This window comes from Streptomyces silaceus (assembly GCF_001419745.1).
Classification (GTDB): Bacteria; Actinomycetota; Actinomycetes; order Streptomycetales; family Streptomycetaceae; genus Streptomyces; species Streptomyces silaceus.
Genome location: NZ_LIRJ01000014.1, coordinates 1 through 12,949, shown reverse-complemented (window position 1 = coordinate 12,949; position 12,949 = coordinate 1). Strand labels below are relative to the sequence as shown.

The 12,949-nt window shown below is 73.3% G+C and carries 12 protein-coding genes; 8 read left to right on the top strand and 4 right to left on the bottom strand.

Annotated features, from left to right (window positions below; translation table 11 throughout):
- Positions 1-654: response regulator transcription factor (locus tag AOK22_RS01340; protein WP_055696655.1), on the bottom strand; the 654-nt coding region annotated here is incomplete at its 3' end.
- 374 nt (positions 655-1,028) lie between these two features.
- Between AOK22_RS01340 and AOK22_RS01335 the strand changes: the two genes are divergently transcribed.
- The 5 genes from AOK22_RS01335 (at position 1,029) to AOK22_RS01315 (ending at position 6,305) form a co-directional block, all read left to right on the top strand.
- Entirely contained in the window at positions 1,029-1,943 is a 915-nt protein-coding gene (locus tag AOK22_RS01335) for an endonuclease/exonuclease/phosphatase family protein (protein ID WP_055696654.1), read from the top strand.
- Between the two features lie 224 nt (positions 1,944-2,167).
- Complete coding sequence (locus AOK22_RS01330) at positions 2,168-3,316, top strand: hypothetical protein (protein ID WP_055696653.1); 1,149 nt, start codon at positions 2,168-2,170, stop codon at positions 3,314-3,316.
- A gap of 217 nt (positions 3,317-3,533) precedes the next feature.
- Positions 3,534-4,376: an RNA polymerase sigma factor SigJ gene (gene sigJ, locus AOK22_RS01325; RefSeq protein WP_055696658.1), complete on the top strand. Its 843-nt coding sequence runs from the start codon at positions 3,534-3,536 to the stop codon at positions 4,374-4,376.
- Positions 4,364-4,837, top strand: coding sequence for an SRPBCC family protein (locus AOK22_RS01320; protein ID WP_055696652.1), 474 nt, complete (start codon positions 4,364-4,366; stop codon positions 4,835-4,837). Before sigJ ends, AOK22_RS01320 begins: the two co-directional genes overlap by 13 nt.
- A 157-nt stretch (positions 4,838-4,994) precedes the next feature.
- On the top strand, positions 4,995-6,305 hold the full coding sequence (locus AOK22_RS01315) for a phytase (RefSeq protein ID WP_107101817.1): 1,311 nt from the start codon (positions 4,995-4,997) through the stop codon (positions 6,303-6,305).
- Here AOK22_RS01315 and AOK22_RS01310 read toward each other — a convergent pair.
- The 3 genes from AOK22_RS01310 to AOK22_RS01300 all read right to left on the bottom strand — a co-directional run bounded on the left by AOK22_RS01310 (position 6,259) and on the right by AOK22_RS01300 (position 9,032).
- On the bottom strand, positions 6,259-7,542 hold the full coding sequence (locus AOK22_RS01310) for an NAD(P)/FAD-dependent oxidoreductase (protein ID WP_055696651.1): 1,284 nt from the start codon (positions 7,540-7,542) through the stop codon (positions 6,259-6,261). The genes AOK22_RS01315 and AOK22_RS01310 overlap by 47 nt on opposite strands.
- Positions 7,542-7,865, bottom strand: coding sequence for a 2Fe-2S iron-sulfur cluster-binding protein (locus tag AOK22_RS01305; protein WP_055696656.1), 324 nt, complete (start codon positions 7,863-7,865; stop codon positions 7,542-7,544). Before AOK22_RS01305 ends, AOK22_RS01310 begins: the two co-directional genes overlap by 1 nt.
- A gap of 237 nt (positions 7,866-8,102) precedes the next feature.
- Positions 8,103-9,032 (bottom strand): LysR family transcriptional regulator, encoded by a 930-nt coding sequence (locus tag AOK22_RS01300; protein ID WP_055696650.1) that lies wholly within the window; start codon positions 9,030-9,032, stop codon positions 8,103-8,105.
- Between the two features lie 236 nt (positions 9,033-9,268).
- On the opposite strand from AOK22_RS01300, the gene AOK22_RS01295 reads away from it, so the two are divergent.
- The 3 genes from AOK22_RS01295 to AOK22_RS01285 form a co-directional block, all read left to right on the top strand.
- Positions 9,269-10,594, top strand: coding sequence for a cytochrome ubiquinol oxidase subunit I (locus AOK22_RS01295; RefSeq protein WP_055696649.1), 1,326 nt, complete (start codon positions 9,269-9,271; stop codon positions 10,592-10,594).
- A gap of 69 nt (positions 10,595-10,663) precedes the next feature.
- Positions 10,664-11,689 carry a cytochrome d ubiquinol oxidase subunit II gene (cydB, locus tag AOK22_RS01290; protein ID WP_055696648.1) on the top strand — a complete coding sequence of 342 codons (1,026 nt, stop codon included), beginning with the start codon at positions 10,664-10,666 and terminating at the stop codon, positions 11,687-11,689.
- Between the two features lie 54 nt (positions 11,690-11,743).
- On the top strand, positions 11,744-12,949 hold a 1,206-nt coding region (locus tag AOK22_RS01285; protein WP_055696647.1), incomplete at its 3' end, for an ABC transporter ATP-binding protein/permease.

Below are 12,949 nucleotides of genomic sequence, written 5' to 3'. Positions count from 1 at the left end.
GTAGCCGACGCCGCGCACGGTGCGGATGGTGTTCCGGCCGAACGGCGCGTCGATCTTCTTGCGCAGGGAGCTGACGTACACCTCGACGATGTTGGGGTCGAGGTCGGCCGGCGAGTCCCAGACCTCGTCGAGGATGTCCTGCTTGGAGACCGCGCCGCCCTCCGCGGCCAGCAGACAGCCGAGCACCTCGACCTCCCGGGCGGTCAGCTCGACCGTCTCCTCGCCGCGCTTGCAGAGCCGCGCCACGACATCGAGCGTCAGATCGCCGACCTGGAGGGTGGAGGGCCGCTCGCGCCCGGCCCGGCGGCCGAGGGCGCGCAGCCGGGCGAGCAGGACGACGAGCGAGAAGGGCTTGGTCAGATAGTCGTCGGCGCCCGCGTCGAGCCCGTCCGCCTCGTCGTACTCGCCGTCCTTGGCGGTGAGGATGAGGACGAGGGCCTGCTCGCCGAGGTTGCGCATCCGGCGGCAGACCTCCAGGCCGCTGAGGCCGGGCAGCATCAGGTCGAGCACGACCACGTCGTAGCCACCGGTCAGCGCCAGTTCCAGGCCCGTGGGCCCGTCGTGGGCGACGTCCACCCAGTGGCCGTCCGAGGAGATGGCGCGGCGCAGGGTGTCGGCGAGAGCGTGCTCGTCTTCGATGACCAGGATCTTCACGGCTCAAATATCACATACGGAGAAAAAGGGACGTCGGGTGCCTGCCCGGCCGCGCCGCCTCTCCGCGCCGGGAACGGACCTTTCACCGGGACGAGCCCTTCACGGAACACGACCCCCTCACCCTTCGGCACGGAACCTGAAGACGTCCTCAGCCTGCTCAGCTTTCCCTCAGCCACCGCCCACCAGGGTGGAGACGCGGTGCGACAAGGCGCCGCCCGAGGACCGCCGTGCGGGAGGTGACCGATGACGACGCCCTTCCTGTGTGCCGCGCTGATCGGGGTCTCGGTCGCGGCGGTCGGACTCGGCCTCGCGGGCTGGGGACCGTCCTGTCGGCGGCCGGGTGACGGCGGCCTGGGGAACGGACCCCTCTGACCATGCGTATCGCCGTCCTCGCGTTCCTCCTCGCCGTGCTGCTGGTCTTTCCGGGGCTGGTGCCGAACTCGCCGGGCCATCTGGGCAGCCTGGCCGAGACCGCGCTGCCGTGGTGCGGCCTCGGCGTGCCGCTGCTGCTGGTGTGGGCGGCGGTGCGCCGCTCGCTCAAGGGGGCGGTGGCCGTGCTGGTGCCCGCGCTCGCCTGGGCCGTCGTGTTCGGCCCCGCGTTCGCCGCCGGTCACGGCTCGGGGCGCCCCGACTTCCAGGCGCTGACCCTCAACGTCGGCGGCGACCGCACCGCTCCGGGTGACGTCGCCCGCGAGGTGAAGGCCATCGACGCCGACGTCGTGGCGCTGCAGAAAGTGCCCCGGCCCGCCATGGGGGCGTACGAGCGGGAGCTGCGGGCCGCCTATCCGCACCATGTCGTGGGCGACACGATCGGGCTGTGGTCCCGCTATCCGCTGCGCGACGTCGAGCGGCTCGACCTGGGCGGCGCCTGGCCGCACGCGCTGCGCGCCGTGGCCCGCACGCCGGTGGGCGACGCGGCGTTCTACGCGGTGCGCCTGCCGTCCGTGCGCGTCGGCGTCACCCAGGGGTTCGCCGTGGCACAGCGGGACGCGAGCGCGGCGCGGCTGGCCGAGCGCGTCGCCCGGGACCCGACTTCGCGCGTGGTGCTCCTCGGAGACCTCAACGGCAGTCTGCGCGACCGGGGGCTCGCACCGCTGACCCGGGGTCTGCGGTCCACGCGGGAACAGGCGGGCCACGGCCTCGGCTTCACCTGGCCCGCCGCGTTCCCCGTCGTCCGCATCGACCATGTCCTCGTCCGCGGCCTCACCGCGACGGGCACGGAGGTGCTCCCGGATCTCGGGAGCGACCACCGCCCGGTCCTGACCGGGTTGCGGGGCGGCGGCCGATGACTCCCGTGACGAGGCATGGAGCGGGCCCCGGTGTTCCCGTCCACGGGGCGGATCCCGCCTTGCCCAGAGGCCGAAAGTCCCGGACTTTGCGGACCTTCGCCCACCGGATCCGCCGCGGCGACCTGTGACGATCGAGTGGTGCCGAAAGATCATTTTCCGTCCCGTCAACACGCGCTCCGCCAGCGGACGTTGCGTACGGGACGCCGCACAGAAGGGTGACTCTGATGCCTCCGTCCCACGACCCGCGCACGCACGGCTTCCTGCCCTCGCGGCCGCCGGCGGCCCAGCTCTCCGGCGCCTGGACGGAGTTGGACGCCCTGGCGGTGGCCGCCGCCGCGGCACCGGCCCGGGAGGAGGCCCGCCTGCTGGTCGAACGGGCCGCGCGAGGAGGGGAGGTGGCGTTGCTGCGGGGGCGCGTCGCACGGCTGCCGCAGCATCGGGCCGAGGCCGCCGCGATGCGCGTCGCGGTCGTCGCGGCGGCCTGCGGCTGGACCGGCCTGGACCCGCAGGCGCCCCTCTCGCGCCGCGCCGCACACGAGGACTTCCTCGGTCTGTGGACGGCGCTGGCGCACCGGGCCGAGCACCAGGAGTTGGTGGCGCTGCCCACGCTGTCGCTGCTGAACTGGGCGCCGGAGCGCAAGCCGAGCCGCGGCACGTCGGTGGATCAGCTGGCCCGCTCCGAGACCCTCGTGCCCATCGTCCGGTGGGCGCCGCCGGACCAGCCGCTGTCCCGGCTCGACCGCCTCATGCTGGCGGCGGTCCGCCTGGAGGCCCACGGCATCTGGCTGTCCCGGCTCGCGGGCACCCTGGCGGGACGCGCCCCGGGCGACGAGGCGGTCGGGATCGCGCTGGGCCGCCTGACCCGCGTCCAGCGGTGCCTGCGCGGGCAACTCCACCAGGAAGAGCAGGCGTTGGCGCTCGCCCCGGCCTCCGCCCAGCAGCGCGGCGTGCTCGGGGCGCTCGCCGAGCGGGGGGCGCTGGAACCGCCCGTGCTGCTGACCGCCGACGCGGTCCTCGGGATGGGCGGCCGTCTCGGCGGCGGCAGCCGTCATCAGCTGCGCCGCCACCTCTCCGACCGGCACCGCGCCTGGCTCGCCGCGCTGGACCGTCACAGCGCGGGCGTCAGGACCCTCACGCATCGGCGGGGCCCCGACGCGGACGCCTACCGCGAGGCCCAGGAGTCGCTCGTCGCCCTGCGCCGGACGTACACGCAGCTGGTGCGGACCGCCATGGGAGCGGCGCCCGGACCAGGTGTGGCACCCGGGAGGACCGCGGCACCCGGGACGCGGCCGGGCGCGGGGGCGAGGCCCGGCGCGCCTCGGCCCCCTCACCCCCGGCGGGCCGTGCCCGCCCCCGTCGGACTCGCTCTGTGACCTGACTCACAGCGGCGGACTGTCACGGTCGGCCGGTCCCGGGTGTCTCGATGCTTGTCCGCGGGACCGAGCAGGAGAGGAGCCGGGTGTGGCCGAGGACGCCGAGGGCGCGCGGAGCGCCGGGAGCGGGCGGGAGCCGACGGGGGCGGAGGACGCCGAAGGGCCGCGGGACGCCTTCACCGAGCACCGTCCGCTGCTGTTCACCATCGCGTACGAGATGCTGGGCAGCGCCGTCGACGCCGAGGACGTGCTGCAGGAGAGCTATCTGCGCTGGAGCGCGGTCGACCCGGCCACGGTGGAGCACCCCCGCGCCTATCTGGTCCGCGTGGTCACCCGGCAGTCGCTCAACCATCTGCGGGCGGTCAAGGCGCGCCGCGAGGAGTACGTCGGCTCCTGGCTGCCCGAGCCCATCCGCACCGCGCCCGAGGTGAGCGACGACGCGATTCTCGCCGAGTCGGTGTCGATGGCGATGATGCTCGTCCTGGAGACGCTGGGCCCGACCGAGCGCGCGGTGTTCGTGCTGCACGACGTGTTCGGCTACACCCACGGCGAGATCGCCGCCTCGGTCGGCAGGACCGAGACCGCCGTCCGCCAGATCGCCCACCGGGCACGCCGGCACGTCCACGCGCGGCGCCGCCGGTTCGAGCCCGACTCCGGATCGGCCCGCGAGGTCGTCGAGCGGTTCCTGCGCGCGACGACGACCGGTGAGATCCAGGCGCTCATGGATCTGCTGGCGCCCGACGTCGTGCAGATCTCCGACGGCGGCGGCAAGGTGACCGCGGCCCGCCGCCCGATCACCGGCCGCGACGACGTCGCCCGGTTCGTGCTCGGCGTGGCCCGCACCAGCCTCACCGCGTCGACCCGCATCGAGCACGCCACGTACAACGGCATGCCCGCGGCGCGCTGCCTGACCGACGGCGCGCTCGACTGGCTGCTCGCCTTCGACGTCCACGACGGGCGGATCAGCTCTCTGTACGTCGTGCGCAACCCCGACAAGCTGCACCGCGCCGACGCGGTGCGCCCCCTCGACCGAGGAGATCACCAGCCATGGAAACCATGACCGTCGAGCGCACCGTCCACGCCCCGATCGACGACGTGTTCGCCTGGCTCACCACGACCACGCACTACACCCGCTCACCCCTGGTGGTGCGCTGCCGGCTGACCCGGCGCGGCGAGGGCGCGCCCTACGGCGTCGGCGCCGTGCGCAGTCACCTCTGGCTGATCGGCTGGTTCCGGGAGCGGATCACCCGCTACGACCCGCCGTACGCCACCGAGTACGTCGTCGACCGCAGTGTCCCGCCGGCCCGGCACGAACGTGGCCGCATGACGTTCACGGAGGTCGACGGAGGCACCCGGGTGCGCTGGACCACCCGCGCGGAGATCCCCGTACCGGTGATCGGCCCGTTCCTCACGCGGCGCATGGCCCGCCCGATCATCACGCGCACCTTCGGCAACATCCTCGACGCCGCGGACGCGGCGCTGGCCCCGCGCGGCGAGCGCTCCCTGTCACCGAGCGAGTGACGACCCGACACGGACACCCAAGACCACCTCAACTCCCCTCGCGACACCGACCGTTCACCGTGATCACACCAACGGGACGCGTTACCTCCTGGTAAGTCGTCACACGGGCACCGCACACTCCCCCTGCCCCCACTCCCCGCCCGTGAAGGAGACCTCCGTGGTCCTGTCCCGCAGAATCCGCCCGGCGGCACTCACCTCCGCCCTGGCGCTCGCGGCGCTCATCGGCGTCACCGCGCCGGCCCAGGCCGGCGCCGCTCCGGACGCCGCGCCGCCCGCCGTCACCCCTCGGGCGGAGACCCCCGCCCTGCACGACGACGCGGCGGGCGGTGACGCCGACGCGGACGACCCGGCGATCTGGCGCAACGCCGCCGATCCGGACCGCAGTCTGGTGATCGCCACCGCCAAGCAGGGCGGTCTGCGCGTGTACGACCTGGCCGCCCGCGAGGTGCAGTCCCTGCCCGCGCCCGCCGCGCCGGGACCGGACCACGCGCCCGGCCGGTTCAACAACGTCGACCTCGTCCACGGCCTGCGTCTTTCGTCGGGACGCGCGGACCTCGCGGTGACCAGCGACCGCGGCGGCGACCGGCTCCGCTTCTACCGCATCGCGCCCGACGGCCGCCACGGCCCCCTCACCGACGTCACGGACCCGGCCGCCCCGCCGGTCTTCTCCTCCTCGCAGGAGGAGATCGACGAACAGCGCACCGCGTACGGGCTCGCCACCTGGACCGACAAGGCCACCGGCCGCTCGTACGCCCTGGTCAGCCGGCGCGAGCGCACCAGCATCGCCCTGCTGGAGCTCACCCCCACGGCGAACGGCACGGTCGGCTACCGCAGGGTCCGCACCCTCGACCTGCCCGCCGACTTCCGCCTGCCGAACGGCACTTCGTGGCGGCCGTGCGCCGAGCCCGGTGAACTCCCGCAGGTCGAGGGCATGGTGGTCGACCCGGCGAACGGCACGCTGTACGCCGGCCAGGAGGACGTCGGCATCTGGCGGCTGCGCGCCGACCTGACCGGTACGCCGAAGCTCGTGGACAAGGTCCGCGAGTACGGCGTCCCCGGCACGTACGACGAGCAGACCGAGGAGTGCGTGGCGGGCGCCGACCCGGGCTACGGCGGCACCCGCCTCACGGCGGACGTCGAGGGCCTGACGCTGGTGACCGAGCGCGACGGCGACGGCCTGCTCCTGGCGTCCAGCCAGGGCGACAACACCTTCGTCGCCTACGACCGGGAGGTGTCGGACGCCAACGAGTACGAGGGCGGCTTCCGCGTCGCGCCGGCCTCGGCCGCCCTCGACGGCTCGGAGGAGTGCGACGGGGCCGCCGCGCTGGCGGCCCCGCTCGGCTCCGCGTACCCGGACGGCCTGCTGGTCGTGCAGGACGGCCACGACGCGCCCGGGGACGGTGAACGCCCGTCCACCAACTTCAAGTTCCTGGATCTGGGTGACGTGCTGGACGCCGTGGACGGCTGACGCCGGTCAGCGCGCCCTTGAGGGTGAACCCCGGTGCGGCGGCGTCATCGGGGTTCACCTCGACCCTTCTCTCCAGGAGCCGGCGGGCCGCCATGTGGTCCGTCGGCCGGTTGACGGACTCGACCGCGCACAGGTCGCCCCCGTGGAACAGCAGGACCGAGAACGCGTCGGGGTCATCGCCCCGGAGCTCCACCTCGGTGTCGTGCTCCTCGGCGACCCCGGCGATCTGCAGGGTCGTCGAGAACTGGTCGCTCCAGAACCACGGTACGTCGTCGTAGACATCGGCCGCACCGGTCAGCCGCTCGGCGACCAAGCGGGCGTGGCCGACGGCGTTCTGCACCGATTCGAGGCGCCGCCGGTTCCCGGATCGCACGTGCGGGAACGCCGCGCAGTCCCCGATCGCGGAGATGTACGGATCGCCGGTCAGCAGGCGGGAGTCGACGGTGATGCCGTCGTCGACCGGGAGCCCGGCCGCGGCGGCCAGCTCCGTGCGCGGCACGACGCCGACGCCGAGCAGGACCAGGTCGGCCGGCAGCCGCGTGCCGTCGGTCAGTTCCACCCCCGTGACGCCGCCGCGCCGGTCGCCGCGCAGAGCCGCGACACCCCGCCCGAACAGGAAGCGGGCACCCGCCCCGCGATGCAGCCGCGTGAAGTGGTCGGCGGTCCGCGCCGTGACGACCCGGGCGAGCGGGCGTTCCAGCGCCTCCACGACGGTCACGGTGCAGCCCAACTCCCTTGCCGTGGCGGCGCATTCGAGGCCGATGAACCCGGCCCCGATCACCACCGCGTGCCGGGCTCCGTGGAGGGCGGCCCGCAGCGCGGCGGCGTCACGGGCCGTGCGCAGGGTGTGCACGCCGCGCAGTCCGGCCCCCGGCACGTCGAGCGGGCGCGGCCGGGCGCCGGTGGCCAGGACGAGATGGCCGTAGTCGTACGCGGACCCGTCCTGGAGCCGCACCCTGCGGGCGGCCGGGTCGATTTCCGCCACGGCACCGTGGACCAGGTCGATGTGCTGGCGTACGTAGTAGGTCGCGGGCCTCAGCCACAGGTGCGGCTCGTCCACCTGGCCCTTGAGGTAGGTCTTCGAGAGCGGCGGGCGTTCATAAGGCAGCGCGTCCTCGTCGCTGATGAGCGTGATGCGTCCCGCGTAGCCGCGCTCGCGCAGGGACGCGGCGGTCTGATGGCCGCCCTGTCCCGCGCCCACCACGACGACGGACGCGGGCGGTGTGCCGTCCGTCATCAGTTCTGCCGTTCGGGGAGGTGGACGGTCAGGCCGTCCAGGGCGTCGGTGACGGGGAGTTGGCAGCTGAGCCTGCTGGTGGGGCGGCGCGGGCTCGCGGTGAAGTCGAGCAGGTCGTCCTCGTCCGACCGCATCGGCCCCAGGCGGTCGGCACCGTCGTCGGCGACGTAGACGTGGCAGGTGGCGCACTGCGCGTTGCCGCCGCACTGGGCGACGATGCCGTCGATGTCGTTGAAGACGGCGCCGCGCATGACGCTCGTGCCGTGGGCGACGTCGACCGTCGTCGCGGTGCCGTCGACGGCGACGTACGTGATCTTGGGCATGGCGGAACTCCTCAGGGGCAGCCGGCGGCGCGCGAGGGCGCGGCGTGCACGGATGCGGGTGAAGGTGAACGTGAAGGTGAGATGGGATCGGGGGATGCCGATGGCATCGCCCGGGGCCGACGGGGGACGCGACACCCCTTGCCGACTCACCGTCGCCCGAAGGCCGTTGGGACGCGGAACGTCCTCGGCCCGGATTGCGGCGGCGCGTCGGAACGTATCAGAGGAGCGCGCGGCGCGCTAGGAGTGATCGTGCGCGCGGTCGCGGCGCGGGTCCGGCAGATGGTGCGTCATGAACGGCCTGCTGGTGATGAACTCACGGAATCTCAGGGCCGCTTCGGACAGTTGGGTCTCGCGGTTCCACACCAGGGTGAGCACCCGGTGACAGTCGGGCGCTTCCACGTGCACCCAGGCGACCGGGACGCTCGTGTGCGTGCCGACCTGACGGGAGACCGCCGGGATGAGGCCGATGCCGAGGCCCGCACTGATCATGTTCTGGCTCGCGCCCGGCTCGTCGCCCTCGCAGGACACGAGTGGCGCGAGCCCCTCCTCCGCGAACAGCCGGTCCAGCAGGGCGCGTTGCCAGTGTCCCAGGCGAGTGGTGACGAAGGGCTCGTCGGCGATCTCGGGGATCGTCACGCTCTCCCGGCCGTCGAGCCAGTGCCCGTACGGAACCGCGAGCAGCACCTCCTCGCGGGCGAGCTCGACCGACTCCAGGTGCGTCCCGCTCAACGGCTGCGAGGCCACGCAGAAGTCGACCTCCCTGGCCCGCAGCTGACGGTCCATCTCCTCGGCCGTCGACTGGAAGAGCCGCACGTCGGCGCGGGGATGGGCGGCCCGGAAACTGCCGAGCAGAGGGGTGATCGTCAGCAGGGTCTCGGAGGCGACGCTCACCCGGCCGAGCCCCGTGTCACGGGCCTCGCGGATGGCCCGGCGGCCGTCGTCGAGCTCGCTCAGGGCGCGGTCGACGTGGCGCAAGAAGATCGCTCCGTACTGGTTGAGCCGGATGCGGCGGCCCTGCCGGTCGAACAGCGGGGAGCCGAGCTCGGCCTCCAGGCGCGCGATGGTGCGGCTGAGGGAGGGCTGGGCGACGCACAGCTCCTCGGCCGCGCGGCTCATGTGCTCGTAGCGGGCGACGGTCCGGAAGTAGCGCAACTGCAGGAGATCCACGGTCCACCTTCACTCATGCCTTCGGCGTCATCTTCACATAGCAAAACCGGTCTTGGAATGCATAAGCGATTCTCCCTACGGTCGTCAGCGAGGTCACCGCGCAGGTGACGGGCGACGGAGACGGCGCCCGCCGGCTGCACACGCGACGCGGGGACCCGCCCCTCCCCTGTCCGTTCGGCGCCGCCCCCGCGGGCGGCCCGTCCCACCGGCCACCCTTCTCCCAGGAAGGTCACACCATGAGCGCTGCGGAGCTGGCCCGACTCCAGTTCGCGGCCACGACCGGCATCCACTGGCTGTTCGTGATCCTGACCATGGGGCTCGTCCCCCTGGTGGCGGTCATGCACACCCGTGCCGCGTACACCCGCGATCCCGCCAAGCGAACCGTCCGGGAGCGCATGACGCGCTTCTGGGGCCAGCTCTACGTCATCAACTACGCGGTCGGCATCGTCACCGGCCTCGTCATGGAGTTCCAGTTCGGACTGAGCTGGAGCGGCCTGAGCACGTTCGCCGGCAACGTCTTCGGCGCCCCGCTGGCGCTGGAGACCCTGATCGCCTTCTTCGCCGAGTCCACCTTCCTCGGCATGTGGATCTTCGGCTGGGGGCGCCTGCGCAAGGGCGTGCACGTCACGCTGATCTGGCTGGTCGCCCTGACCGCATACGCCTCCGGATACTGGATCCTCGTCGCCAACGGCTTCATGCAGCACCCGGTCGGCCATGACGTGCGCGACGGCGTCGCCTACCTGACCGACTTCGGGGCGCTGCTCACCAACTCCAGCGCGCTGGTCGCCCTCGGTCACGTCGCGCTCGCCGCGCTCACGACGGGCGGCGTCTTCGTCGCCGGTGTCAGCGCCCTCCACTTCCTGCGGCGCACCGAGGAGACCGAGCTGTTCCGCGGCTCCCTGCGCCTCGGGCTGTGGGTCAGCACGGTCGCGTCGTTCTTCGTGGTCGTCGTCGGCGAGCTGCAACGGCCCGTGATCGAGCGGACCCAGCCGATGAAGGACGCGGTGCTGCGCGGCAGCGGCGTCGCCGAGGAGCAGGCACGGCTGGTCGCGGAGCACGGGCCGGGCGACTACGTGCCCTGGCAGGACACCGTGCGGCTCTCGATGGACGTGATGACGGTCATCGGCAACACGGTCTCCACCATCACGCTCATCGCGGTCGTCCTGCTCTGGAAGGACTGGGTCATCCGGTGGCGCCCCGCTCTGTACGTACTGATCGCGACGGTCCCGTTCCCCTTCGTCGCCTCCGTCGGCGGCTGGGTCGTCCGTGAGGTCGGCCGCCAACCCTGGCTGATCTACGGTGAGTTGACGGTCGAGGACGCGGTGTCCCATGTGAGCACGGCCGCTCTGGCGGTGTCCTGCACCGTGTTCGTCGCGGTCTTCCTCGCCCTGGCCGTGACCAACTGGACCCTCATCACCCGCTTCGCCGTGCGCGGCCCTGACGCCACCCAGCTCGGCGCCACCGAGCCGCTCCCCGACGACGTGCCCGAGGGGCCGGGGAGCGGGGACAGACGCAGAGGTGGAGACGGAGGCGATGAGAAGCAGCCGGTTCCGGTCCTCTGAGGCCCTGCCCCCTCGGGACCGGCCGTCCCGGAGCCCCGATTCGCCTTCCCCCAAAGAAAGTTGAGCGACATGAGTCTGGAGACTCTCTGGCTGGCCCTCCTGGGCCTGCTGCTCGCCGGGTACTTCGTGCTCGGCGGCTACGACTACGGCGTACAGATGCTGCACCCGTGGCTCGGCGGCGGGGAACGCCGGAAAGCGGCGCGCACCGGCCGCAATGCCGCCCTCGACGCCATCGCGCCCTTCTTCCTGGGCAACGAGGTCTGGCTGGTCGCCTTCACCGGCGTCCTGTTCGGCGCGTTCCCGCACTTGGAGGGGACCCTGCTGTCCGGCCTGTATCCGCTGATCGTGGCCATCCTCGTCGGCCTGGTCCTCGGCAACGCGGCGATCCAGCTGCGCGGACGTGCCCGTGGCGAGCGGGGCCGGCGGGTGTGGGACGCCCTGATCGTGGGCGGCGGCGCCCTGCCCGCCCTGTGCTGGGGGCTGGTCGTCGGGCTGCTGCTCCACGGCGTGCCCCGGCGTGCCGACGGGAGCTTCCACATCGGTTTCGGCGACGTGTTCTCGCCGTTCGTGCTGGCCTGCGGGGTGACCACCGCGCTGCTCTTCGCGGCGCACGGCGCGGGGTTCGTCGCCCTGCGCGCGACGCCCGACATCAGCGCGCGGGCACGTGAGGTGGGCACCGACCTGTTGAGCGGCGCCGCGGCCGTGGGCGCCCTCGCGCTGCTCCTGACACTGTTCGGCGCGGGCGCCTCGATGACGAATCGCGGGACGTCGGCGGTCGTCGCCGGCCTCTTCGCTGCGGCGCTCGCCGCCGCCTGGTGGTGCTTCACGCGCGGCCGTCACGTCCCGGCGTTCGTGGCGACGTGCTGCGCGACCGCGCTGCCCGTGGCGCTCGTGGGAGCGGGTCACTACCCGTACGTCCTGATCAGCTCGGCGGGCACGGGGCTGACCGTCGGCCACGCCGTCACCGACGACGCCACCTTGCGCATCCTGAGCGCCTTCGGGGTTCTGGTGGTGCCGGTGATCCTCGCGTACCAGGCGTGGAGCTGGTGGGTCTTCCGCGGGCCGACGGGCCGCCGCCACCCCCGCTACTTCTGAGCGTGCCGTGCCGCCGCGCTCCCCTTCAGGTTCAGGTCGAAGAGAGGCCCCAGGATGAAGCCGGTCGAACGGCGCCTGCTGCGTGAACTCCCCGTGTTGCGCCGCCACATGACGTACTCCACCGCGCTGGCGCTGATCGGCGCCGTGCTCGTCGTCGCACAGGCGGCCCTGCTCGCAACGGTCCTCGCGGAGGGTTTCGCCGGGCACCCCCTCCGGTCCGGTCAGCTGCTCGCGCTCGGCGCCGTCATGGCGCTGCGCGCGGTCCTGGCCTGGGCCCGCGGGGTGCTCGCCCGGCACGCCGCGGCCGGCACCAAGCGCGCGCTGCGCGAGCGGATCACTGGGACGCTGGGGCGCACCGGCCCGCTGCGCCTCGCGGCCCACCGCCACGGCGAGACGGCGACCCTGCTCACCCGCGGCCTCGACGCGCTCGATCCCTACGTCGTCGGGTACGTACCCACGCTGGCGGCCACCGCGGTGGTACCCCTGACCGTGGTCGGCTGGCTGGTGCTCACGGACTGGACGTCGGCGCTGATCGTCGTCGTGACGCTGCCGCTCATCCCCGTGTTCGGGGCGCTCGTCGGGATGCACACGGCCCGGCGCACGGCACGCCAGTGGCGGTTGCTGGCACGGCTGGGCGGTCACTTCATGGACGTGGTGTCCGGGCTGCCGACACTGCGCGCGTTCGGCCGCGAGCGGCATCAGGCCCGGGTGGTGGGAGCGATGGCGGAGGCGCACCGCCGTGCCACCATGCGGACGCTGCGCGTGGCGTTCCTCTCCTCCTTCGTCCTGGAGACGGTCGCCACGCTCTCCGTCGCGCTGGTCGCGGTGCCGGTCGGGCTGCGGCTGCTCGGCGGCGAGGTGGACCTGCGTACGGCGCTGACGGTCCTGTTCCTCGCTCCCGAGGCGTACCTCCCGCTGCGTGCGATGGGTGCGGCCTTCCATGAAAGCGCCGAGGGGATCGCCGTGGCCGAGCAGGTCTTCGCGATCCTTGACCCGGAGGAGGACGGGGGACGCAGGGGTGCCCGTGCCCCGGGCACGGGTGACCGCGCCCCGGAGGCAGGTCACCGCACCCCGGACCCAGCTGACCGCGCACCGGCTCCCGACGCCCGCCGGGCCCATCTGTGCCTGGCGGAGGTGACCGTCCACCACCCGGGCCGCGCCGAGCCCGCGCTCCAGGACGCCTCCCTCTCCGTACGCCCCGGCGAGCACGTGGCCCTGGTCGGCCCGAGCGGTGCGGGCAAGTCGACGCTGCTCGCGCTG